The sequence below is a fragment of the Paraburkholderia atlantica genome (assembly GCF_009362785.1).
In the GTDB taxonomy this organism is placed as follows: domain Bacteria; phylum Pseudomonadota; class Gammaproteobacteria; order Burkholderiales; family Burkholderiaceae; genus Paraburkholderia; species Paraburkholderia atlantica.
In genome coordinates, this window is record NZ_WHNQ01000045.1 from 17,437 (window position 1) to 41,822 (window position 24,386).

The window sequence follows — 24,386 nt, forward strand, 5'->3', positions numbered from 1 at the left end:
AATCGGCGCGCGCGTGTTGCTTCGCGGCAGGCATGGACCAATGCCCGCGCCGCATCCGATCAGGAGGCGTGTGATGGGCGACGAGACTCAAAAGAATCACGGATGCGATCGCCGCCGCTTTCTTGCTGGCGTCGCCGCGGTGGCCGGCAGCGTTGCGCTCTCGGGTTGCGGTGGCGGCGGATCGGGCGGAGACGACGCACCGGGCGCAGGGAACGGCGGCGACCCCGCGCCCTCGATTACCGACATCCCGTCGCCCAACGCCGCCGACCGCTATAGCTTGCCGCGCCCGGCGTTGCCCGCGCCGGCCAGCTCGGGCATCGACTTCATCGTGCTGGTCACGATGGAAAATCGTTCGTTCGACCATTTCCTCGGCTGGGTGCCGGGCGCCGAGGGCATGCCCGCGAACCAGCAATTCAAGGACGCCTTCGGCGCGACGCAAACGCCGTTTTCGCTCGTGGCGAATGCCGCGTACGGCTATCAGGCGTGCGCCTACATAGACCCCAATCACAGTTTCTCGGGGGGCCGCACGCAACTGGCATCGGGTGCGATGAATGGCTGGCTGCTCACGCCGGGCACGAGCCTGCACCCGGGTGACCTGCTGCCTATCGGCTTCTACACATCGGCCGACCTGCAATTTTTCAACGCCGTGGCCAGCAGTTACACGATCGGCGACTTCTACTTCAGCGGCATCCTGACCAGCACGTTTCCCAATCGGCTCTATCTGCATAGCGGTGCAACGGATCGGCTCGACGACAGCGCCGACACGTCGTCGCTCGCGACGATCTGGGACAAGCTGAGCGACGCCGATGTCGACGCTCGCTACTACTACCACGACGTGCCGGTCACGGCGCTTTATGGCACGCGGTATGTCGGCATTTCGCGCCCGTTTGCGGATTTCCTGGTGAATGCCGCGGCGGGGACGCTGCCGCCATTCTGCATGATCGATCCGTCTTTCACGGGCGAGCCCGAAGGCGTTTCGGCCGACGATCATCCGCATGCCGACATCCGCGACGGCGAGGCGTTTCTCGCGCGGGTCTACGAGGCGCTGCGCACCAGCCCGACGTGGAGCCGCACGCTGATGATCGTCGTCTACGACGAATGGGGTGGGTTTCTCGAGCACGTGGTGCCGCCCACCAGGCCGATCAGCAAGAGTGAGCTCACGCTCGGCAACGACGGCAAGCTCGGCTTTCGCGTGCCGCTCGCGCTGCTGGGCCCGCGCGTGCGCGCGGGTTCGATCACGCGCTATCCGTTCGATCCGAGCTCGATTCACGCGCTGCTGCAATGGCGCTTCGGCTTGCAGCCGCTCGGCGTGCGCGGCAGCGATCCGGCGACGTTCAATCTCGCCTACGCGCTCGATTTCAACGACGCGCCGCGCACTGACGCCCCCGCGTTCACGGTCGCCCAGGGGCCGTTCGGCGGAACCTGCCTGGGGGCGCTCGCGCCTTCGCCGTCAAACTCTTTGTCGGCGATCGATCAGTCGCAAAAGTGGGCGATCAACCCGACGGCGGATCGCTTCGCGGATCTGCGCGTGAAGGCGGCGTCCTTAGGATTCGCGATCGGAGGCTAACGCCGGTTTCCGCCTAGAATGAGCGGGCCGCAAGCCGGCGCCGGACCGGGCCGTGCGGCCTGATGGAGGCTCATGTCTCGAGCGCAGTTCGGTAAGCACCTGGTCAGCACCTGGTAAGGAGCGCTTGCGCGCGACATCGTTTTGCGAAGCGGGCCCCGCATTTGCTAGCGAGACCCTCTCGAAGCCCCGCGGCAGCGTGTGCAGATGATCGGCACGCGCGGCGGGCCGCCTACGTCGACGTCACCGCGTCGTCCTCAACGGGTCCGCCGATGCCATCTCGTTCCGATCTTCCCGTTTGGTCTTCCCGCGAGCGGCCGTACCGCTGCGTTGTAGCCTCCGTGGCCACCGCGCTGGCGCTCGCCGCCAGCACCAGCGTCATCGCGCAATCGGCGCCGACGGTCGCGCCGACCCTGCCGACTCTGCCGGCCGTTACGCTGCCCGCATCGGCCGCATCGGCCGCATCGGCGAATGCCGGCAGCAGCGCAGCGATCCGCCACGTCGACAACACGGATCACGCGCAGTCGTCGCCGGTCGTGCCGACGCCGCCGTCCGAGCTTTACGGCGAGCTGTATCGCGACGTCGAACTCGCGCATCTGTACCCGGACAGCAAGACGTTCGCCGACATGTCGCCAAACGAGCCGCCGCCGCAAGTCATCGCCGACTACGACAGCCAGCGCGCTCAGCCGCGCTTCGATCTGAAGCAATTCGTCGAACAGCGCTTCACATTGCCCCCGCGCGAGCCGAAGCGCTATGTGTCCGATCCGAACGAAAGCGTCACCGCGCATATCGATACGCTATGGAGCGTGCTGCGCCGCGAACCGGATTCGAGCGCCAGCCCGTACGCTTCGCTGTTGCCGCTGCCATCGTCGTACATCGTGCCGGGCGACCGCTTCGACGAGATCTACTACTGGGATTCGTACTTCATCCTGCTAGGGCTCGACGCGAGCGGCCAGCATGCGCTCGTCGCCGAGGAGCTGAACAATTTCTCGACGTTGATCGACCGCTATGGCCACATTCCCAACGGCAATCGCACGTATTACCTGAGCCGTTCGCAGCCGCCGTTTTTCGCGCAGATGGTGCAGCTCGTCGCGCGCAAAGAGGGTGATCAGGTCTACGCCCGCTATCTGCCCGAGCTGCGCCGTGAATACGCGTACTGGATGGCCGGCAGCGATCGTCTGTCGCCCGGCAACGCGGCGCGCCATCTGGTGCGCCTCGCCGACGGCACGCTGCTCAATCGCTACTGGGACGAGCGCGCGGCGCCGCGCGACGAGTCGTACCGTGAGGATGTGATGACGGCGCAGCAGATGCTGCAGCGCGACGCGCAGGATTTGTGGCGCAACCTGCGCGCGGGCGGCGAAACCGGCTGGGATTTCAGCTCGCGCTGGTTCGCCGACGGCAGGACGCTCGCGACCATCGACGTGACCTCGCTCGTGCCAGTGGACCTGAACTGCCTGATGGTGGAGCTCGAGCGCACGCTCGCGAAAGCCTACCGGGTGACCGGCGATGCAGGCCATGCGGAGAATCTCGAACTACGCGCCCGCGTGCGCGCCGATGCGATCCGCCGGATGCTGTGGGATCCGCAGCTGCACGCATTCGCCGACTACGACTTCGTGCACCGCACGCTTACGCACCGGCTCACTGCCGCGACCGTGTACCCGCTTTACACCGGCGTCGCGACACGCAACGACGCGCGCGAAGTGGCGCAGACGATCCGGCGCGATCTGCTGCGCCCGGGCGGTCTCGCGACGACTGAGGCCAACACCGGCCAGCAGTGGGACGAACCGAACGGCTGGGCGCCGCTGCAGTACCTCTCGGTGATCGGACTGCGCCGCTATAGCGAGCCGGAGCTCGCGCGCGATATCGCGACACGCTGGATTCGCACCAACGTCGCGTACTACCAGCGCACCGGCCGGCTGGTCGAGAAGTACGACGTCGACGCGAGCGACAAGTCGGCGGCCGGCGGCGAGTATCCGCTACAGGACGGCTTTGGCTGGACCAATGGTGTGCTGCGCGTGCTGATGCAGCTCTATCCGGATGCGGTGAGTTCGACGAAGCCGGCCGATCTGCCGGGCGGTGCGGTAGGGGTGTCGGACGCGGCGGCATCGGCGGCGGCCGCGCCGCAGACGTCGCACAGCACGTCGCCCGCGGGCCGCTAGCGGGAAGAGGTAGTAGCGATACCAGGATGATGGGTTGACTGCCTGACGGCGACGCAGCCCGTTAGCATGCTTCGGATAGCTCGAACGGCCCCTAGTCACCTGGAAAGTCTCGAAGATGAATCGCAAGCTCGACATCCCATCGGCCGAACCGGTGCCGCCACAGGCGCAGGCCACGGCGGCTGCCAAGCCCGCCCCGGCGGCCGGCGATGAAGCCGCCGCGCATTGGCAGCGCAACCTGTGCGTGTGCGTGTTCGGCTCGTTCACGACCATCGTCGCGATGACGCTGCTGCTGCCGTTCCTGCCGCTCTACGTCGAGCAGCTCGGCGTGAAGGATCATGCGGCGATCGTGCAGTGGTCCGGCGCCGCGTTCGGCGCGACCTTCTTCAGCGCCGCGCTCGTCGCGCCGCTGTGGGGCAAGCTCGCGGACCTCTACGGCCGCAAGCTGATGCTGATCCGCTCGAGCCTCGGCATGGCGGTCGCGATGTCGCTGATCGGCATGGCGCACTCGGCCTGGCAGCTGGTCGCGTTGCGGCTGCTCGCCGGGCTGCTCGGCGGCTATGCGTCGGGCTCGATGATCCTCGTCGCGACGCAGACGCCGAAGGCGCGCTCGGGCTGGGCGCTCGGCGTACTGTCGTCGGGGATCATGGCGGGCAATCTGGTCGGCCCGCTGATCGGCGGCTTCCTGCCGCCGCTGATCGGCATCCGCGCGACCTTCTGGGCCTCGGGCGCGGCGATCTTCGTGGCCTTTCTTGCGACCGCGTTTCTGATTCGCGAGCAGCCCGTCCGCAAGCGCGCGGACAACGCGTCGAAGAAGGGCGCGTGGGCCTCGGTCGACGACAAGCGGCCGGCCATCGCGATGCTTGCCACCGGCCTGCTGCTGATGGTCGCGAACATGTCGATCGAGCCGATCATCACCGTCTACGTCGCCCAGCTCACGAAGCCTCAAAGCGTGACGATGGTCGCGGGCTTCGTCATGTCGGGCGCGGCGCTCGGCAGCGTGATCTCGTCGTCGCGGCTCGGCAGGTTCGCCGATCGCGCCGGGCACTGGAACGTGATCGTCGGCTGCCTCGCGGTATCGGCGGTGTTGCTCGTGCCGCAGGCGTTCGTCACCGCGAGCTGGCAATTGATCGTGCTGCGTTTCCTGATGGGGATCGCACTCGGCGGCCTGTTGCCGTGCATCGCGAGCGTGATCCGCCACAACGTGCCGGCGAGCGTGACGGGCGCGATTCTCGGCTACTCGGTGTCGTCGCAGTACGCGGGGCAGGTGGCCGGTCCGCTGCTGGGCGGTTTCGTCGGCGGCCACGTCGGGATGCGCGCGGTGTTTCTCGGCACCAGCGTGCTGATGGCGCTCGGCGCGCTCGCAAACTGGCGCGTGAAGTCGCGCGGCGCACGGCCAGCGGTGGCGCGCTGATACAAGCCGCGTCGACGGTCGAGACGTTTCCCATTCCCGCGTAAACACCCTTCCTCTGGTCGGCCAGCGCCCGCGTAAACCCCAGCGCGCGTCTGGCCAGAACCCGCTTTGCGCCTTTTTTTATTCATGCTACTGTGAATCGCAGTTCCCAAGGCTATGCAAATTTACATTGCAGCCAGCCGAGGCGGAACTGGGATGGCCTGAGGTCGCCACCCCGCCGGACACACCCCAACGTGTAATCCTGAGCAAGGAGAAAGCGCGGTGACGCAGGTTCCGATCGACCGTAGCACCATCGTTGCCGCGCACGCTTTGTCCCGCCCTCGTCTGGCTCCGGCGAAATGGTTCGTCAGGGCGGGCGTCGCGCTCGTCTATCTGTTCATGCTGAGCCCGCTGATCTTCGTGATCTGGCTGAGCTTCTTCAAGGACGCGATCATCACGTTTCCGCCGTCCGGCTACACGCTGTCGTGGTACGTCAATGCATGGCGTAACGACGCGTTCGCGAATGGCTTCGTGCTGTCGCTGAAGCTCGCGGCCGGCGCGGCGCTCGGCGGCGTGGTGCTCGGCGTGGCCGCCTCGCTCGCACTGGCGCGCTACCGCTTTCCCGGGCGGCGCCTCGTCGCCAACACGCTGCTGCTCCCCTTGGTCGTGCCGGGCATCGTCGCCGGCATTGCGACCTATCTGTTTTATCTGCGCGCCGAGAACGCGCTCGACACCGACATCGTCGGCACGTTCGGCGGCCTGCTGCTCGCGCATATCTGCCTGACGATCCCATGGACGATCCGGCTCGTCACCGCGAGCCTGAGCCAGATCGATACCACCGTCGAGGAAGCGGCGCGCAATCTCGGCGCCGGCGCATGGCGCACGCTGTGGCGCGTCACGTTGCCGATGCTGCGGCCGGCAATCGTCGCGTCCACGCTGTTCGGCTTCATCGTGTCGTTCGAGAACCTCGAAATGACCTTGCCGCTCGTCGGCCCCGGCAAGACGACATTGCCGATCGCGATCATGCAGTACCTCGAATTCAATCTCGACCCAACCATCGCGGCGGTATCGGCCGCGCAGATCGTGCTGCTTGGCATCGTGATGCTGATCACCGATCGATTCGTGAAGCTCGGCAAGGTGATCTGAATATGGCTCAGGTATCCCTGCGCAATCTGCGCAAGCAGTACGGTGCGACGACCGCGGTCGCCGACGTGTCGTTCGATATCGCCGAGGGCGAGCTGGTCGCATTCCTCGGCCCGAGCGGCTGCGGCAAGACGACGACGCTGCGCATGGTGGCGGGCTTCGTCGAGCCGAGCGACGGCGAAATCTGGATTGGCAACACCGAGGTCACGCGGCTCGCGCCCGACAAGCGCAATACCGGCATGGTGTTTCAGCGCTATGCGCTGTTTCCGCACATGACCGTCGCGCAGAACGTCGCGTTCGGTCTGGAAATGCGGCGCGTGCCGAAGGGGGAGCGCGACACGCGCATTCGCGAGGCGCTCGACATGGTGCGGCTGACGTCGCTCGCCGAACGCTATCCGCGGCAGTTGTCGGGCGGGCAGCAACAGCGGGTGGCGATTGCGCGCGCGCTCGCGATCCGGCCCGACGTGTTTCTGCTCGACGAGCCGTTGTCGAACCTCGACGCGAAGCTGCGCGTCGAGGTCCGCGAAGAAATCCGCGCGCTCCAGCAACGCCTCGGTCTCACGACGATTTTCGTCACGCACGATCAGGAAGAAGCACTCGCGATGGCCGACCGCGTGGCCGTGATGCATGACGGACGCGTGCAGCAGATCGGCAGCGCCGACGAGTTGTACGAGCGGCCCGCGAATCCGTTCGTCGCGAGCTTCCTGGGGCGCATGAATTTCCTCGCGGGCCACGTCGACAACGGCCAATTCATCACGGCGAACGGCGAGAAGATCGCGCTCAACGCCGCCTCGCGCAATGCCAACACGCTCGGCATTCGCCCCGAGCGCCTGCGTCTCGCCGCGGCGCCCGAGCACAGCGAAGTATCGATTCCGGTCCGGCTCGCCGACCGCATCTATCTCGGCGCGACTGTCGAATTACGTCTCACGAGCGAGCGTGGCCAGAGCCTCGTCGCGCTCGTGCCGAACACCGCGCACGCGGGTGCCGGCGGATGGTCGCCGGGCGACACGCTGCACGCGTGCTTCAGAACCGAAGATTGCCTGCTTTTTTCCGCCTGAAGGACCATCAAATGAGCCATCCCATCACGCGCCGCACGTTTCTGAAAGCTGCATCCGGTCTGCTCGTCGCTCCGTCGCTCGGCTTCGATCCGCGCGCGGCATTGGCGGCCGACGCTTGTCCCAGTGTCGTCATCGGCACGTGGGGCGGCGATTATCTGAACCTGCTCGAACAGAACATCGGCAAGCCGATCATCGCGGCGGCCGGCGGTCGCGTCACCTACGACTCGGCGGATCAGATCGGCCGCATGACCAAGCTGCGCGCGGAAAAGATGTCGCGGCACGGTTCGCTCGACGTCGCCTGTCTGGCCGACATCGACATGTTCGACGTCAACCGTTCAGGCGTGCTCGAACCGCTCGACACCAAACTGGTGCCGAACTCGGCGCGCACGATCGAAGCGCTGCGCCGCCCGTATTCGATTCCGCACATCTTCAGTGCGATGGTGATCGTCTATAACCCGGAGAAGTTTCAGGCGAAGCCCGACTCGTTCGCGGTCGCGCTCGATCCGAAACTGAAGGGACGGGTGGGCTTTTCCGACATTCTGTACAACTTCAACGTGCTGCAATCCTCACTCGCGGCCGGTCAGCACAATTGCGACACGACGGCCGGCATTCAGTTTCTGCGCGAGGTGCGCAAGCAGCAGCCGAAGGTCTATCCGTCGAACGAAGCGGTCGCGGCGGCGCTGAAAAGCGGCGAAATCTGGATGACCTGCATGTGGAAGGCGCGCGCGTTGCAGTGGAAGAAAGGCGGCGTGCCGGTCGATTACGCATTCCCGAAAGAGGGCGGTGTGCCGGTCACGTTCGAAGCCGCCGTGGCGAAGAATGCCCCATCGCGCGCGTGCGGCTTCAATTATCTGAACGCGATGCTGGATGCGCGTGCGCAGATCGGCTTCGCTGAGACGATGGGCTATGCGCCGACCGTCACCGATGCGGCCTTGCCGCCGACGCTGCAACAGAGCGTCGGCTTCACCAATGCCGAACTCGATCGCCTCGTGAAAGTCGACTACGCGCGTTTCACCGCGGGAAAACCGGCGCTGCTCGATTTCTGGAACAAGGAATTCAAGCCGGGACTTTGAACCATGACGACGAGCGCACTGAATGCCGCGCCGCGGCGCCGCGATTACGCCGGGGGCCTGCTCGCAACGCCTGCCGTGTTGGTCGTGTTATTCGTGATCGTGCTGCCGGGCGTGCAACTGGTGCGCTACAGCTTCAATCATTTCGACTCGGTCCAGATGATGCAGGCGGCGTTCACGCTCGACAACTACGTCCAGTTTCTGACCGATCCGTACTACCACGCGGTGCTGTGGACCACGATCAAGGTGGCCGCGCTGTGCACGGCGCTGTCGCTCGTGCTCGGTTTTCCGGTCGCCTATGTGCTCGCTAAAACGCAGAGCCGCTACAAGAGCCAGCTGGTGATGCTGCTGGTGTTTCCGCTGCTGGTCGGCAACGTCGTGCGCGCGGCGGGTTGGATGGTCATGCTCGGCAACGCGGGTTTCGTCAATGCGACGCTGATCGCGCTCGGCGTCGTCGATCAACCGGTGCGGCTGCTGTATACGCCGTTCGCAGTGGTGGCCGGCACCACCGCCGTGGTGTTGCCGTACATGATCCTGACGTTACAGAGCGTGCTCGAAGGCCTCGATTTTTCGATCGAGGAAGCCGCACGCAATCTTGGCGCGAGCTTCGCTCAGACGCTCGCGCGCGTCGTGCTGCCGATCGCGGCGCCCGGCGTCGCGGCCGGCACGATGCTCGTGTTCATTCTGTGCATGAACGCATACGCGACGCCGGTTCTGCTCGGCGGCACCGGCATCACGATGATGACGCCGGCGATCTACGACCAGATCGCCAAGGCCAACAACTGGCCGTTCGGGGCCGTGCTGTCGCTCGTATCGATGGTCGTCACGTTTGCGCTGGCGCTGTTGTCGCACTGGATCATCCAGCGGCGCTACGCGAAGACGATGATGACCTGAACTGGCAGGGCGCGCCGCGGGCTCGTGTGTGGATGCGCCTCTCTTCAATTCTTTTTACTGAAGGAATCATAGATGCCGATCCTCACCGAAAAGACTCGCGCTTACCGTCATGACCTGATGCAAAAACTGATGCAACGTCAGCGGGTCGATGCGCTGATCTTCACGTCCGCCGACTTCTTCCAGTGGGCGACCAATTTCCATGTCGACGTGCAGACCTGGGAGCGGCCGATCGCGGTGTGCGTGCCGCTGTCCGGCGAGCCGTTTGCGATCATGAACGAGCTGTCGACACATCACGTGATGATGGCGCGCGAGCGCGGGCATCTGTGGCTCGACGATATCTCGTTCTATTCCGAGCATCCGCGCGTGGTCGAGCGGCAGCCGCTGCTCGCGGAAGTCCCGGAGCTGATCGCCGCGCGTTTGCGCGCCGCCGGGCTTGGCGCATCGCGAATCGGCGTCGAAGCCGCGGGTGGTCCGCTCGGCCGTGCGGCATCGCTGTTGCCGGACGCGAAATTCCTGCCGATGCTCGCCGAGCTGCGCTCGTTGCGCTGGGTCAAGCACCTGGAGGAGATCGCCGTGATGCGGGCCGCCGCGAGCCTCGCCGATTGGGTGCAGGAGCAATATCGCGAGAACATCCGCCCCGGACGGCTCGTGCAGGAACTCGACTATCAGATGGCCGCGCTGATGGTGACCGAAGGCGCGCGCCGCTTTCCCGGCGAGAACCTCGAAGTGATGCGTTGCTGGACCTTGTCGGGACCGGCATCGGCGTCGCCGCATGGCGACGGTGCGTCGTGCGGCGCGAAGATCAAGGCGGGCGACGGTCTCGTCAATATCGTGATTCCGCGTTTGAACGGTCTCGTGATCGAGAACGAGCGCACCTGGTTCTGCGGCAAGCCGAGCACCGAGCAGGCGCGTTTTCATGAGGTCGCGCGCGCGGCCAACGAGGCGGCCGTCGCGGCGGCCGTCACCGGTCAGCCGGTGTCGGGTATCGATGCGGCCGCGCAGGCGGTGATCGAGCAGGCCGGCTGCGCGAAGTACATCCGGCATCGCACCGGGCATGGCATGGGCATCATCGGTCACGAGTATCCGGACGACATGGCGTTCAATCACCGCGCGCTGCTCGACAACGAGGTCTACTCGGCGGAGCCCGGCATCTATGTGTACGGCCTCGGCGGCTTCCGGCTCGACGATTCGGTCGTAACCGGTCCTACGCCCGAGCTGCTGACGAAGACCCCGCGCACGCTCGCGCACGCGACCATCGATTGAGTCGCGCGGCTCGCGACACCCTTCAACGTTGCAGATGCCCCGGACCTGGAACCGGGAGGAGAGATGATGGAGTCGATTCTGTTCTCGCACTGCGCGCTGCTCGACCCGGTTGCCGGCGAGTTGCGCGACGACCACGCGGTGCTGGTGGAAAACGGACGCATCAAGGAAGTCTCGGATCGGCCGATCCGTACCGCGTCCGCGCGCGAAATCGACGTGCGCGGCAAGACGCTGATGCCTGGCCTGATCGATTTGCACGTGCATGTGCATGCGACGCAGCTCAATCTCGCGGCACAGGTGAACCTGCCGAACGTGCTGGTCACGCTGAAGTCGTTGCCGTTGTTGCAAGGCATGCTAAGACGTGGTTTCACGACGGTGCGCGATGCGGGCGGCGCGGGTTTCGCACTCAAACAGGCGTTGGAACAGGGGCTGGCGGAAGGTCCGCGGCTCTTCGTGTCGGGCCGCGCGATCAGCCAGACCGGCGGACACGGCGACATGCGCGGCCGCAGCGACTATATCGGCACCGATAGCCCATGCGCGTGTTGCGCGCGGGTCGGCGCGATATCGCGTGTCGCTGACGGCGTCGATGCGGTGCGTCGCGCGGTGCGTGAAGAACTGCAGATGGGCGCCGACCAGATCAAGATCATGGCGTCGGGCGGCGTCGCGTCGCCCACCGATCCCGTTGGTGCATGGGGCTATTCGGAAGACGAGATCAGGGCGATCGTCCACGAGGCGCGGGCGCGCGGCACCTACGTGCTCGCGCATGCGTACACGGCCGAGGCGATCGCGCGCGCGGTCCGCTGTGGGGTCCGTACGATCGAGCATGGCAACCTGGTCGACGAAACGGCCGCGCGCGTGATGGCCGAGCACGGCGCGTTCGCGGTGCCGACGCTCGTCACCTACGACGCGCTCGCGAACGAAGGCGAAGCGCTCGGTCTCCCCGCCGACAGCGTCGCGAAGATCGAGAGCGTGCGTCAGGCGGGCCTGCGTTCGCTCGAAATCTTCCGCGCGGCAGGGGTGCCGATGGGCTTCGGCAGCGATCTGCTGGGCGAATCGCAGCGTCTGCAAAGCGATGAATTCCGCTTACGCAGCGAAGTGCTGTCGCCGCTCGAGATCCTGCGCAGCGCGACGGTGGTCGGCGCGCAGGTGCTCGGTCAGGTCGGGCAGCTCGGGCAGATCACGGCAGGCGCGCACGCCGACATGCTGGTCGTCGACGGCAATCCGCTTGCGTCGCTCGACTGTCTGCTGGGGCAGGGTGAACGCATTCCGGTCGTGATGAAGGGCGGTAAAATCCACGCCTTTGATTTGCCGGCGTGACATGCGCAGCGCTGCCTTGCGAGCGAGGTTGACAGCGGGGGGCGCCGGCGGCCCATGGAATCCGGAGAGAACGGATGGACTTTCGGCACATCGACGCATTCAGGGCGCTGATGCTCACCCGCACGACGACCCGCGCCGCGCAGGTCATCGGCACTTCGCAGTCGGGCATCAGCCGTCTGATTACCGACCTGGAGCGCTTGACCAGTTTGACGCTGTTCGATCGCAGCCGCGGACGGCTCGAACCGACCGTCGAAGCGCTGGCGCTGTTCGAGGAAGTCGAGCGGCGTTATGCGGGGCTGAACAACATCCGCGAGTTCGCGCTGAGCTTGCGCAATCCGTCGACCGCGGTGATTCGCGTGGGTTCGGTCGTGTCGTTCGGGCTCGGCTACTTCGCGCGTGTCGTCGCGAACTTTCATCGGCGGCATCCGGCCGTGCAGATTGCGTTGACGACTGGCGCGTCGTCGCTGATTCGCGATCAGGTGGTGTCACGTCAACTCGCGCTCGGTCTCGTCACGAATACGGTCGACGTGACCGGCACCGATTCGACCGCGTTCGCGCAGCTCGACGCGATCTGCGCGTTGCCGGCCGGTCATCCGCTGGGCAAGCGCAAGGTCATCAAGGTGTCCGATCTGCGGAATCAGCCGATCGTGTCATACGATCTGCCCGACCTCGTGCGCTGGGGCATGGATCAGGTGTTCGCGACCGGTCAGTTGCAATCGCAAGTGGTGGCGATCGCGCCGTATTCGGTCAACATCGCGACGATGGTCAAGGAGGGGCTGGGCATCGGTTTGCTGCATCCGGTGTCGGCGTACGACTTTCTCGACTCGAATCTGATCCTGCGCCGCTTCGAGCACGCGATGCCTTTCTACACGCTGAAGATCACGCCGCATGGCGCCGCACCGGCTCCGCATCTCGACGAATTGTCGAAGGTGATGGAGCAGACGCTCGAAGAAGTGCTGGCGGCCGTGAATGCGCGTTTGACTGCCGCGAGTTGAACTCCGGTCGACTACGTGTTCCCGAAGGAGGGCGCATTGCCGGCCACGTTCGAGGCCGCCGTCACTGCTGGCAGCAAGTCGTCCGCGTGCGCGTTTCCGTATGGACGCCAGGCATGACGCAGCCGGAGCGCCATGCTTGCGAGCTGATCCAGATCTCGGAGCGCGCGCCGCAGAGCAAGCGGATCGCGATGCAGATTTATACCGACGTGTGAGGGTGACGAGCACCAATGCATCAGCCGTATCCCAGCAGCGCCGCCTAAGGCGTGCGCTGCCCGCCCGTAATCACCCGCTCCAACGACAGCTTCAAGTGGCGCTGCATCGCCGCCTGCGCCTGCAGCGGATCATGCGCTTCCAACGCTTCCAGAATCACCAGATGTTCTTCAGGCACGGCGCCCCAAGTCGTTTCGTTTTCGAAGTGGCCGCGAAGCTTTTCCGACAGCGGACTATGCCGCGCATCGAATAGCGAGCTGACGGTGCGCACCAGCACTTCGTTGCCGGACATCTGCGCGATTGCCAGATGGAACGCACGATCGGCCGCGACTGGAATTCTGCCGGCCTTCACTTCGCGCTCCATCTCGTTGTAGATCGCGCGCAGCATCTTCAGGTCCTTCGGTTTGCAGAACGGTGCGACGCTCGCGATGATCGAGCCTTCGATCAGGCAGCGCGCGCCGAGGATGTCGAGCAGGCTATCGCCGAGTTCGGCCTGCGACAGCGACGCATCACTCTGCGCGGACGGCGTCGCGCACAGATAGACGCCCGAGCCCATGCGAATCTCGACGAGCCCCTCCAGTTCCAGCGCGACCAGCGCCTCGCGCACCGACGGCCGCGATACGCCGAGCGTCTCCGCCAGCGCGCGCTCGGGCGGCAGGCGGCCGTTGGGCGCGAACTGCGGCTGAGCAATCAGAACGCGCAATTTTTCCGCGATCTGAAGATAGAGACGGCGCGTGTCGGCAGGTTTGGTGTTCACGAAACAAATTCCCGGCAATGGAGCTTGTGCAAGCCCGATAGGGCGAGCGCCGATTGTAGATCGAAGCGCCCGGTGCGCAAATCGCGCGCGTTCGGCGGCGCCCTGGCAGCATTCGGGGTTTCCCCCAACTCCGTGCAAATTGGCTTGACCAGTATCGCATGTGCCGTTACTTTTGCAAATTGGTAAGGCCAGATTGACGCCAAGTAGACGCCAGGCGAGCAGCCCTGCGGGCCGCTCCGCTCCCCGATACCCGATCAATTCCTCCATGACGATGAAGACAGTCATTTGCGAACAACCCGGCCAGCTCGCGCTCACCGAGCGCGCGATGCCGAACGCCGGCCCTGACGACGTGCTGATCCGCATCCGCCGAGTCGGCATCTGCGGCACCGACTTCCATATCTTCACCGGCAATCAGCCGTACCTGTCGTATCCGCGCGTGATGGGCCACGAGCTTGCCGGCATCGTCGAAGCGGCGCCGGCCGGCGCGCGCGTCGCGGCCGGCGACCAGGTGTACGTGATGCCGTATCTGTCGTGCGGGCGCTGCGTGGCCTGCCGCGCGGGCAAGGGCAACTGCTGCGTGAACATCCGCGTGCTCGGCGTCCATACCGACGGCGGCATGACCGAGTACCTTGCGGTACCGCAGGCGTTCGTCTTCAAGGCCGACGGCGTGACGCTCGACCAAGCCGCGATGCTCGAGTTCCTGGCGATCGGCGCACACGCGGTCGCGCGCGCCGACGTGCAGGCCGGGCAGCGCGTGCTGGTAGTTGGGGCCGGGCCGATCGGCATGGCCGCGACGATCTTCGCGAAACTGCGCGGCGCCGAGGTCAGCGTGCTCGATGGCCGCGCCGACCGCCTGTCCGTGTGCGCCGGCGCATTGCAGGCGGATCACACGGTGCTGCTCGACACCACGGAGGCCGCGACCGATGCCGCCCAACTCGCGGCACTGACCGACAACGAGTTTTTCGACGTGGTGTTCGACGCGACCGGCAACGTGAAGGCGATGGAGCGCGGGCTGCAGTTCGTCGCGCATGGCGGCAAGTACGTGCTGGTGTCGATCGTCAGCGAGCGCATTTCGTTTGCCGATCCCGAGTTCCACAAGCGCGAGACGACCTTGCTCGCGAGCCGCAACGCGACCGTCGCCGACTTCGAAACGGTGCTCGAAGCGATGCGCGCCGGCAAGATCCCGACGGCCGCGCTCAATACGCACGTGGTCGAACTCGCCAATCTGCCGGGCGAATTTCCCAAGCTGCTGAAACCGGATGCCGGCGTCATCAAGGCGCTGGTGGCCTGTTGAGCGAGCGGGGATAACGGACGATGGGTAACCCGATTCTTCAATTCGGCACGAGTCGCTTTCTGCAGGCGCACGCTGATCTGTTCGTGTCGGCGGCGCTCGATACGGGCCGCGCGCTGGGTCACGTGACCGTCGTGCAGACGACGGCCAACCCCGAGAGCCTCGCGCGCATCGACGCGTTACGCGCGCATCGGCAGTACGAGGTGCGCATTCGCGGTCTGCGCCGCGAAGCGGTGATCGATACGACCACGCAATGTCATGCGATCAGCGAGGCATTGAATGCGAATACCGATTGGCCAACGGTGGTGGAGCGCTTTGCGCGCGACGCGCGCGTCGTGATCTCGAACACCGGCGACCGAGGCTACGAGTGTTTCGCCGACGACACCGCCGAGCTATTGCGCGATGACACGAGCGTGCCGCGCGGATTCGCGGCGAAGCTCGTGGTGCTGCTGCATGCGCGCTTCAAGGCCGGCGCGGCACCGCTGACGCTGCTGCCATGCGAACTCGTGTCGGGCAACGGCGATACGCTGCGCGGTCTCGTCGTCGATATCGCGCGCGGCTGGGGTGCCGGGATCGAGTTCTTGCGCTACATCGAGCACACGTGCATCTGGGTCAATTCGCTGGTGGACCGCATCGTGTCCGAGCCGATCCGGCCGGCCGGCGCAGTTGCCGAACCCTATGCGTTGTGGGCGATCGAGCGGCGTGCCGGCATGGTGCTGCCATGCGAGCACGAAGCGATGATCGTCACCGACGATCTGTTGCACTACGAGCGCCTGAAGCTGCTGCTGCTGAATCTCGGGCATACGTGGCTTGCCGAGCGCTGGCAGACCGACGCGCGCGATCCCGACGAGAACGTGCTGCACGCGATGCGCGATCCGCTGCTACGTGCCGATCTCGAATCGCTGTGGCGCGACGAGGTACTGCCGGTCTTCGATGCGCTCGGTCAGGGCAGCGACGCGCGCGCCTACCTCGACGACGTGCGCGAGCGTTTCGAAAACCCGTTCCTCGATCATCGCCTCGCCGACATCGCTCGCAATCACGAGCAAAAGAAAGAGCGGCGCTTCAAACCGGTCATCGACCTTGCGCGCCAGCTCGGCGTGCGTGTCGAGCAACCGCGCCTGAATGCGGCGCTTGCCGCGTGCGCGCAACGCGGATAGCGGCGCGGGCCGCAAATCCGCAGTCAGTCTGTAGCAACCCCGGCAGCACACCAGCGGCCACGTGGCCGCATGATTCATCCAAATAGATCAGATGCCAGCCTTGGAGGAGACGTTTTTATGAAGAAGATGCGTTGGGTAGTGATTTTCCTGTGCTTTCTCGCGATCGCGGTGAACTACATCGACCGTGCGAATCTCGCGGTCGCCGCGCCGCAAATCGAAAAGGCGCTCGGCATCGGCCCCGCCGAGATGGGCTTCATCCTGAGCGGGTTCTTCTGGACCTACGCATTGATGCAGATGCCGTTCGGCTGGTTCGTCGACCGTGTCGGCGCGCGCATCGCGTTGCCGCTCGCGGTCGGCTGGTGGTCGTTGTTTACCGCGGCCACCGCGGTCACGAGCAGCGTCGCGGGCATGTTCGGCTGCCGGCTGTTGCTCGGCGTCGGCGAGGCCGGCGCGTATCCGTCCTGCACGAAGCTCGTCAGCCAATGGTTCCAGCCCAAGGAGCGCGCGCTCGCAACGAGCATCTTCGATAGCGGCTCGCGGGTCGGCTCCGCGCTGTCGATTCCGGTGGTCGCGCTGATCATCGGCACGCTCGGCTGGCAGGCGGCGTTTATCCTGACCGGCTTGCTCGGTGCGGTGTGGATCGTCGGCTGGTTCGTGATCTATCGGAATCCCGTGCAGGACGCGATGGAGACCGCGCACAAAGCCGCGCCGGCGGTTCGAGCACGTGGCGGTCAGGACAACGTGACCTGGGCATCGCTGTTTCGCCACCGCACGCTGTGGGGCATGATGCTCGGCTTCTTCTGCCTGAACTTCGTGATCTATTTCTTCATTACGTGGTTTCCGAGCTACCTCGTGCAGACGCGTGGATTCTCGCTGAAATCGCTCGGCACGCTCGGCATGATTCCGGCGCTGATCGCGATTCCGGGCGGCTGGCTCGGCGGCTATGTGTCCGACGCGCTGTTCCGTCGCGGCTGGAGCCTGACGGCCGCGCGCAAGACCTGCATGGTCGGCGGCATGCTGCTGTCGTCGGTGATCACGCTGTCGGCGTTCACGGAAAACACGTATCTGATGCTCGCGTTCTTCGGCATCGCCTACGGCAGCCTCGCGTTCGCCGCGGCGAGCATCTGGTCGCTGCCCTGCGACGTCGCGCCGACGCCGCGCCATGTCGCGTCGATCGGCGGCATCCAGAACTTCGCGTCGAACCTGGCGGGTATCGTGATTACGACGTTCACCGGCGTGATGGTCGCGATGACGAAAGGCTCGTTCACGATTCCGCTGGTCGTCGCGGGCGGCTTCTGCTTTCTTGGCGCGTTCAGCTATCTTTTCATCGTGGGACGCATCGAGCCGCTGTCGCTGGAAACGGACAGCCGCGATTTGCCGAAGGGCGCGGGCTCCACGATCTGACCTATTCTGTTTGAACGCATACGGCTAACCCTGTCTTCGAGGTTTTTCATGTCGACTCAAGCTAGCGTTGCATCCGCGATCATCCGCCTGCATCCCGCCGACGACGTCATCATCGCGACCCGGCAGTTGTTGCCGGGCACGCGCATCGACGCGGAACAACTGGTCGTCGCCGGATTGATTCCACCCGGGCACAAGATCGCGACGCGCGACATCGCGCAGGGCGAGCCGGTCAAGCGCTACAACCAGATCATCGGCGTAGCGCGTGAGGCGATCGCGCGCGGCCAGCATGTTCACACGCACAATCTCGGCATGTCCGAGTTCGCGCGCGAGCACGCGTTCGGCGCCGATGCGCAGCCCACCGTCTACGTCGACGAGCCCGCGCACTTCATGGGCATTCGCCGCGACGACGGCCGCATCGCGACGCGCAATTACATCGGCATTCTGACCAGTGTGAACTGCTCGGCGACGGTCGCGCGCGCGATCGCCGATCATTTCCGGCGCGACGTGCGTCCCGACGCGCTCGCCGACTATCCGAACGTCGACGGTGTGGTCGCTCTGACGCACGGGCTCGGCTGCGGCATCGACAATCAGGGCGAGGGCATTGCGATCCTGCGTCGCACGCTCGCCGGTTACGCGGTGCATCCGAACTTCGCGTCGGTGCTGTTCGTCGGGCTAGGCTGCGAGACCAATCAGATCGACGGTGTGCTCGCGGCGGGCGGCCTCGACGCCAGCACGACGAAGCTGCGCAGCTTCACGATCCAGGACAGCGGCGGCACGCGCAAGACGATCGAACGCGGAATCGCGATGGTGCGCGAGATGCTCGCCGACGCGAACCGCGTGCAGCGCGTGCCGGTGCCGGCGGCGCATCTATGCGTCGGTCTGCAATGCGGCGGCTCTGACGGCTACTCCGGCATCTCCGCGAATCCGGCGCTCGGCGCCGCGGTCGATCGGCTCGTGCGGCATGGCGGCACCGCGATCCTGTCGGAGACGCCGGAAATCTACGGCGCCGAGCATCTGCTGACGCGCCGCGCGGTGAGCGCCGCGGTCGGCGACAAACTGCTCGCGCGCATCGCATGGTGGCAGGACTATTGCGCGCGCAATGGCGGCGCGATGGACAACAACCCATCGGCGGGCAACAAGGTGGGCGGCCTGACGACGATCCTCGAAAAATCGCTCGGCGCGGTCGCCAAGGGCGGCACGACGAATCTGGTCGACGTCTACGAATACGCGCAGCCGATCGCCGCGAAGGGCTTCGTGTTCATGGATTCGCCCGGCTACGACCCGGTGTCCGCGACGGGACAGGTCGCCTCGGGCGCGAACCTGATCTGCTTCACGACCGGGCGCGGCTCCGCTTACGGCTGCGCGCCGTCGCCGTCGTTGAAGCTGGCGACCAACACCGCGTTGTGGGAGCGCCAGCAGGACGACATCGATATCAATTGCGGCGGAGTGATCGACGGCAGCGCGAGCATCGACGAACTCGGCGAAGCGATCTTCCGCATGATGCTCGACTGTGCGTCCGGTACGCGTACCAAGAGCGAACTGCACGGCTATGGGCAGAGCGAGTTCGTGCCCTGGCAGGTCGGCGTGGTGACATGAGCGGGTGCATTGCAGCGACACAACCAACAACCAGATAGACAAGTAAACCACGCACTGGAGGATGTAATTGGAACGCCGCCTTTATGCAGGCCGCGACGTGAAGCGCGCGCACAGCATCGATGATCTGCGCGCGATGGCCCGCAAGCGTCTGCCGAATTTCTGTTTCGAGTATGTCGAGGGCGGTGCGGAAGACGAAGCGACACTGCGCCGCAATCGCGACGTGTTCCGCGAAATCGCTTTTCTGCCGCGCACGCTGGTGAACGTCGAAAAGCGCAAGCAGAGCGTGACGTTGTTCGGCGAGCGCAGCGCGTCGCCGTTCATGATCGGCCCGACCGGCTATAGCGGCCTGATGTTTCGCGAAGGCGACGTCAAGCTCGCCAGTGCCGCGGCGGCGGCCGGTATTCCGTTCGTGCTGAGCAACGTGTCGACGGTCTCGCTGGAGGACGTCGTGCAGCGCGCGGGCGGCCGCGTGTGGATGCAGGTCTACATGTACCGCACTCGGGAATCTCTCGCGAAACTGGCGCAGCGCGCGAAGGCCGCGGGTATCGAGGCGCTGGTCGTCACGACCGATAGCGCGGTGTTCGGCAAGCGTGAATGGGACCTGCGCAACTACATCGAGCCACTGAAGCTCGACTGGCGCAACAAGTTCGACGTGCTGCGCCATCCGGGCTGGATGGCCAACGTGCTGTGGCCCAACGGCATGCCGCGCTTCGCGAACCTCGGCGACCTGCTGCCGCCGGGGCAGGACAGCGTGAAGGGCGCGACGATCACACTGGGCCGGGAACTCGACCCGTCGTTATCTTGGGACGATATCCGCTGGCTGCGCGATCTGTGGCCGCGTCGGCTGATCGTCAAAGGCGTGCTCGGTGCGCCGGATGCGCTGAAGGCGCTGGAGGCCGGCGTCGACGGCATCGTGCTGTCGAACCACGGCGGGCGCCAACTCGACAGCGCGGTATCGGCGATGGACGTGCTGCCCGAAGTCGTCGAGCAGGTTGGGGGTAAGCTGTGCGTGATGCTCGACGGCGGATTTCGCCGCGGCTCCGAGATCCTGAAGGCGGTCGCGCTGGGCGCCGACGCGGTATTGCTCGGACGCGCGACCACCTATGGTCTGAGCGCGGGCGGTCAGCCGGGTGTCGAGCGGGCCATCGAGATTCTGCAGACCGAGATCGACCGGGCGCTCGGCTTGCTGGGCTGCTGCGATATCGCCGGGCTCGACCGCAGTTATCTGCGTTGGCCAGGGCAGCAGGCGCCGCTGTCGCGCGCGCAAGCGCAAGCGCAAACGCAATCCCAAACGGTGCAGGCGCGCGTAGCGGCTCTGTCCGTCTGACGAACCGGAGATATCTGATGCAGCAACAACCGAACGCCGCGACCCGCGGTAACGAAGCCGTCGCCGCGCTGCGCGAAGCGCTCGGCGCGGACATCGTGAGTCTGCCGGCCGAATTTGGCGGGCGGCAGTTCGCGGACTGGAGCGGCACGCCATCCACCGATCCGATCGCGCTGATTCGCCCGCGCACGACCGAAGAGGTCGCCACCGCGCTCAGGATCTGCCATCAATTCCGCCAGCCGGTCGTCACGCAAGGCGGCATGACCGGGCACGCGGGCGGCGCCTGCGTGCTCGGCGGCGAAGTCGCGCTGAGCGTCGAGCGGATGAGCGGCGTCATCGACATCGATCCGGTCAGCGCGACGCTGACCGTGTTCGCGGGCACACCGCTGCAGGTCGTGCAGGAAGCGGCCGATCACGCCGGCTTCATGTTCGCGCTCGACCTCGGCGCGCGCGGCAGTTGCACGATCGGCGGCAACATCGCAACTAATGCGGGCGGCAATCGCGTGATCCGCTACGGGATGATGCGCGACCAGGTGCTCGATGTCGAAGCGGTGCTCGCGGACGGCAGCGTGATCGGCGGCGAGCGCAAGATGATCAAGAACAATACCGGCTACGACCTGCGCAACCTGCTGACCGGCAGCGAAGGCACGCTCGGGGTCATCACGCGCGCGGTGCTGCGCCTGCGCGCCAAACCGCGCGCGATCTCGACCGCATGGTGCGGCATGCCGGACTACGCGGCGGTGACCACGCTGCTCGGCCGCGCACAGGAACGGCTGCCGGCCGGCGTGTCCGCGTTCGAGGTCATGTGGCCCAGCTATTGCGACTTCGTGCGGGAACGCCTGCCCGAACTGCGCGTGCCGCTCGGCAGCGATCACGCTTACTACGTATTGCTCGAGACTTGCGGCGCGGACCCGGAGCGGCAGTCGGCGGCGTTCGAGGACTTTCTCGCCGACATGCTCGACGACGGCGTGATCGCCGACGCCGCGATCGCGCAATCGGACGCGGACGCCGCGGCATTCTGGGCGATTCGCGACGCGCCGGCCGAATATCCACGGCTGATCCCGGGACGCATCTCGTTCGACATCAGCTTCGCGGTCGCGCAGGCGGGCGACGCGGCGCAGCGTTGCGACGAGCGGCTGCGCGCGCGCTGGCCGCAAGCGACGATCCTCGTGTACGGGCATCTCGGCGACGGCAATCTGCACGTGGTGGCGCAGGAACCCGGCTGGACCGACGCGGACATCGACGACGTCAAGCGCGTCGTCTATGAACTCACCGGGGAAATGGGCGGCTCGGTATCGGCCGAGCATGGGATCGGCGAGGAGAAGCTGGGCGTGCTCGGCCTGTCGCGCTCGCCGGCCGAACTCGCCGCGATGAAGGCGATCAAGCTTGCGCTCGATCCGCACAATATCCTGAACCCTGGCAAGGTGATCGCGATGTAGGGTGCGGTGGTTTTTCGCTTCACGCGTCAATGTGGCGCGCGCAATCCTGGCGCGTTCCTGGTCGATCGGGAACGCGCTTCTTCGACGTGACATCCAATCCCATATCCGCAACGGAGTATAGGGAGATGTCATATGAAACTCATCATCCACACAGTGCTGGCGGCGGCGCTTGCGTTAGCGAGCATCGCGTCTGGTGCGCAAGGCACCGGACCGAGCGATCCGCAGATCGCCGCGATCGTCGTGACCGCAAATCAGGTCGATATCGACGCGGGTAAGCTCGCGGAAACCAAAACGAAATCGAAGGACGTGAAGGCTTTCGCGCAGCAAATGGTCACCGATCACACCGGCGTCAACAAGGCCGCGACGGATCTCGCGAAGAAGCTCAACGTGACTCCCGAGGACAATCCGACGAGTCAAAACATAAAGCAGGGCGGGGACGAGAACATCGCCAGGCTGAAGACGCTTGCGGGTGCCAGCTTCGATAAAGCCTATATCGATCACGAGGTCACCTATCATGAAAGCGTGATTGACGCGCTCGACAAGACGCTGATTCCGAGCGCGAAGAACGACGAACTGAAGGCGCTGCTCGTGAAAGTGCGCCCGGCGTTCGTCGCGCATCTCGAACATGCGCGCCATGTGCAGGCGGAACTGGCGAAGAGCGGTGCGTGATATGCGCCTGCTCGTTTGTCTGATGGGCGTGCTCGTGTTGCACGTCGATGCGATGGCGGCGACGTACGTCGTCGTGATCGAACAGATGCGGTTCAATCCGTCCGCGTTGACGGTCGCGCGCGGTGATCGCGTGGTGTGGATCAACAAGGACCCGTTTCCGCACACCGCGACCGCTGATGCGAAAGCGTTCGATTCGCATGACATCGCGCCGGATGCATCGTGGAGTTACGTGGCGGCCAAGGGGGGACGCTACGTGTATTCGTGCACGCTGCATCCGACGATGCACGCAGTTCTGAACGTACGATGAAAGCGATGATGAATCTTCCTGTTGAGACCACTGACGACGACCTCGGCATCGCGCGCCGCATCGCCGCGGGCGAGCGTGACGCGTTCGAGCTGCTGATGCGAAGGCATAACCGCCGGCTCTACCGCATCGCGCGCGCGACCTTGCGCAACGACGCCGAGGCGGAAGATGCGCTACAGGATGCGTATCTGCACGCGTACAGAGCGATCAGCCAGTTTCGCGGTGATTCGCAATTGTTCACGTGGCTGTCGCGGCTCGTGCTCAACGAATGCTTTGCGCGATTGCGGCGCTCGGCGCGGCGCCAGAATGTGATTCCGATCGTGGACGCGCCCGAATACATCGAACATGACGATGCAATGACCCCACACGACGACGATGCCCCCGACCGGGCGCTTGCGCGTTCGCAAGTGCGCGCGCTGCTCGAACGCAAACTCGATGAATTGCCCGAGCCGTTTCGCGTCGTATTCGTGCTGCGCGCGATCGAGGAAATGAGCGCCGAGGAGACTGCGCAGTGTCTGAACATTCCCGAAGCGACGGTGCGGAGCCGGCATTTTCGCGCGCGCAGCATGCTGCGCGAGTCGCTCGCTCAGGCGCTCGATGTCGCCGAGCGCGACGTGTTCGAATTCGGCGGGGCGCAGTGCGATCGCATCGTTGCGAGCGTCCTGGCGAAAATATCCGGTGGCGCGTCATAGCATTGGCGACGCGTGCAGGGGCACCGTGAACTGAACGGCCGCACCGCGCGGCGTGGATTCACCTACCCACAAGCGGCCGCCATGGGCGTCGATAATCGAGCGGCAGATTGACAGTCCCATGCCCAGGCCCGTCGCCTTCGTTGTATAGAACGCGTTGAACGCGTGCTCCGCACCGTTCGGGCCGAAGCCCGGCCCCGAGTCGCGCACGGTCACGACCACGCCGGCACCGTCTGCCTCGCCCGTGCTGACCTGCACGTGTCGAGTCCCCTCGAGACTGCCCATCGCCTCCAATGCATTGATGATCAGGTTGAGCAGCACCTGCTGCAATTCCACCCGGTCGCCTTCAATGGACGGCAAATCTTCCGCGAGTTGCATCTCCACTCTGGCGCCACTCTTTGATATGACTCCCGGTGTCAATCGGGATCGGTTTTGAACTTTGCATTCACTGTCATTTCCGATGTTTCCAAATTCCCTGAGGGCGGCGTAGCAGTAACTCTCGACGGTGGATCACGCTGATATTCGCGGGTTGGGTACCGCATTACGGTGGTCCGTCTCATGAGCCTGCCGCTGACTTGCTTCGCAAGCCGACCTGATGTCGTTGCTAAAAGAGGACGCGGGTTGCTCGAATACCGGGCTGCGCCGCTCTCAGGAAACTCTCCGCCTGCTGTATGAGTTCCATGCTTCGCGGATGTC

The 24,386-nt window shown here is 65.3% G+C and carries 21 protein-coding genes; 19 read left to right on the top strand and 2 right to left on the bottom strand.

Features of this window, described 5'->3' with window-relative positions; genetic code table 11:
- Positions 1 to 73: 73 nt before the first annotated feature.
- The 10 genes from GCT19_RS35465 to GCT19_RS35510 all read left to right on the top strand — a co-directional run bounded on the left by GCT19_RS35465 (position 74) and on the right by GCT19_RS35510 (position 12,850).
- Positions 74 to 1,567, top strand: a complete 1,494-nt coding sequence (locus GCT19_RS35465) for an alkaline phosphatase family protein (RefSeq protein ID WP_152854495.1) — start codon at positions 74 to 76, stop codon at positions 1,565 to 1,567.
- A 338-nt stretch (positions 1,568 to 1,905) separates the two neighbouring features.
- Positions 1,906 to 3,723: an alpha,alpha-trehalase TreA gene (gene treA / locus GCT19_RS35470; protein ID WP_321576923.1), complete on the top strand. Its 1,818-nt coding sequence runs from the start codon at positions 1,906 to 1,908 to the stop codon at positions 3,721 to 3,723.
- A 115-nt stretch (positions 3,724 to 3,838) separates the two neighbouring features.
- Positions 3,839 to 5,134: an MFS transporter gene (locus GCT19_RS35475; RefSeq protein WP_018434756.1), complete on the top strand. Its 1,296-nt coding sequence runs from the start codon at positions 3,839 to 3,841 to the stop codon at positions 5,132 to 5,134.
- A gap of 261 nt (positions 5,135 to 5,395) precedes the next feature.
- Positions 5,396 to 6,259 (top strand): ABC transporter permease, encoded by an 864-nt coding sequence (locus GCT19_RS35480; RefSeq protein ID WP_018434755.1) that lies wholly within the window; start codon positions 5,396 to 5,398, stop codon positions 6,257 to 6,259.
- Between the two features lie 2 nt (positions 6,260 to 6,261).
- On the top strand, positions 6,262 to 7,314 hold the full coding sequence (locus GCT19_RS35485) for an ABC transporter ATP-binding protein (RefSeq protein ID WP_018434754.1): 1,053 nt from the start codon (positions 6,262 to 6,264) through the stop codon (positions 7,312 to 7,314).
- 11 nt (positions 7,315 to 7,325) lie between these two features.
- On the top strand, positions 7,326 to 8,387 hold the full coding sequence (locus GCT19_RS35490; protein WP_018434753.1) for an extracellular solute-binding protein: 1,062 nt from the start codon (positions 7,326 to 7,328) through the stop codon (positions 8,385 to 8,387).
- Between the two features lie 3 nt (positions 8,388 to 8,390).
- Complete coding sequence (locus tag GCT19_RS35495) at positions 8,391 to 9,278, top strand: ABC transporter permease (protein ID WP_152854497.1); 888 nt, start codon at positions 8,391 to 8,393, stop codon at positions 9,276 to 9,278.
- A 72-nt stretch (positions 9,279 to 9,350) separates the two neighbouring features.
- A complete protein-coding gene (locus GCT19_RS35500) occupies positions 9,351 to 10,541 on the top strand; it encodes a M24 family metallopeptidase (RefSeq protein WP_018434751.1) in 1,191 nt (396 codons plus the stop codon).
- A gap of 66 nt (positions 10,542 to 10,607) precedes the next feature.
- Positions 10,608 to 11,855, top strand: a complete 1,248-nt coding sequence (locus GCT19_RS35505) for a metal-dependent hydrolase family protein (RefSeq protein WP_018434750.1) — start codon at positions 10,608 to 10,610, stop codon at positions 11,853 to 11,855.
- 74 nt (positions 11,856 to 11,929) lie between these two features.
- Positions 11,930 to 12,850, top strand: a complete 921-nt coding sequence (locus GCT19_RS35510) for a LysR substrate-binding domain-containing protein (RefSeq protein WP_018434749.1) — start codon at positions 11,930 to 11,932, stop codon at positions 12,848 to 12,850.
- A gap of 256 nt (positions 12,851 to 13,106) precedes the next feature.
- On the opposite strand, the gene GCT19_RS35520 is transcribed toward GCT19_RS35510, so the two are convergent.
- On the bottom strand, positions 13,107 to 13,817 hold the full coding sequence (locus GCT19_RS35520; RefSeq protein ID WP_013093807.1) for a FadR/GntR family transcriptional regulator: 711 nt from the start codon (positions 13,815 to 13,817) through the stop codon (positions 13,107 to 13,109).
- A 271-nt stretch (positions 13,818 to 14,088) separates the two neighbouring features.
- Here GCT19_RS35520 and GCT19_RS35525 point away from each other — a divergent pair, with 271 nt between their 5' ends.
- The 9 genes from GCT19_RS35525 to GCT19_RS35565 all read left to right on the top strand — a co-directional run bounded on the left by GCT19_RS35525 (position 14,089) and on the right by GCT19_RS35565 (position 23,693).
- The gene (locus GCT19_RS35525; protein ID WP_176135021.1) at positions 14,089 to 15,111 is read left to right on the top strand and encodes a zinc-binding alcohol dehydrogenase family protein; all 1,023 of its coding nucleotides are present in this window, start codon (positions 14,089 to 14,091) and stop codon (positions 15,109 to 15,111) included.
- A gap of 20 nt (positions 15,112 to 15,131) precedes the next feature.
- A complete protein-coding gene (locus GCT19_RS35530; protein ID WP_152854500.1) occupies positions 15,132 to 16,265 on the top strand; it encodes a mannitol dehydrogenase family protein in 1,134 nt (377 codons plus the stop codon).
- A 117-nt stretch (positions 16,266 to 16,382) separates the two neighbouring features.
- Complete coding sequence (locus GCT19_RS35535) at positions 16,383 to 17,669, top strand: MFS transporter (protein ID WP_013093804.1); 1,287 nt, start codon at positions 16,383 to 16,385, stop codon at positions 17,667 to 17,669.
- A gap of 48 nt (positions 17,670 to 17,717) precedes the next feature.
- Complete coding sequence (locus GCT19_RS35540) at positions 17,718 to 19,265, top strand: UxaA family hydrolase (RefSeq protein ID WP_152854501.1); 1,548 nt, start codon at positions 17,718 to 17,720, stop codon at positions 19,263 to 19,265.
- A 67-nt stretch (positions 19,266 to 19,332) separates the two neighbouring features.
- Positions 19,333 to 20,592: an alpha-hydroxy acid oxidase gene (locus GCT19_RS35545; RefSeq protein ID WP_018434743.1), complete on the top strand. Its 1,260-nt coding sequence runs from the start codon at positions 19,333 to 19,335 to the stop codon at positions 20,590 to 20,592.
- Positions 20,593 to 20,609: 17 nt separating this feature from the next.
- Positions 20,610 to 22,028 carry an FAD-binding oxidoreductase gene (locus tag GCT19_RS35550; protein WP_013093801.1) on the top strand — a complete coding sequence of 473 codons (1,419 nt, stop codon included), beginning with the start codon at positions 20,610 to 20,612 and terminating at the stop codon, positions 22,026 to 22,028.
- Between the two features lie 132 nt (positions 22,029 to 22,160).
- Positions 22,161 to 22,697, top strand: coding sequence for a DUF4142 domain-containing protein (locus GCT19_RS35555; RefSeq protein ID WP_018434741.1), 537 nt, complete (start codon positions 22,161 to 22,163; stop codon positions 22,695 to 22,697).
- 1 nt (position 22,698) lies between these two features.
- Entirely contained in the window at positions 22,699 to 23,004 is a 306-nt protein-coding gene (locus GCT19_RS35560) for a cupredoxin domain-containing protein (protein ID WP_018434740.1), read from the top strand.
- On the top strand, positions 23,001 to 23,693 hold the full coding sequence (locus GCT19_RS35565) for an RNA polymerase sigma factor (protein ID WP_152854502.1): 693 nt from the start codon (positions 23,001 to 23,003) through the stop codon (positions 23,691 to 23,693). Before GCT19_RS35560 ends, GCT19_RS35565 begins: the two co-directional genes overlap by 4 nt.
- On the opposite strand, the gene GCT19_RS35570 is transcribed toward GCT19_RS35565, so the two are convergent.
- Complete coding sequence (locus tag GCT19_RS35570; RefSeq protein ID WP_227749408.1) at positions 23,688 to 24,068, bottom strand: sensor histidine kinase; 381 nt, start codon at positions 24,066 to 24,068, stop codon at positions 23,688 to 23,690. The genes GCT19_RS35565 and GCT19_RS35570 overlap by 6 nt on opposite strands.
- Positions 24,069 to 24,386: the final 318 nt, after the last annotated feature.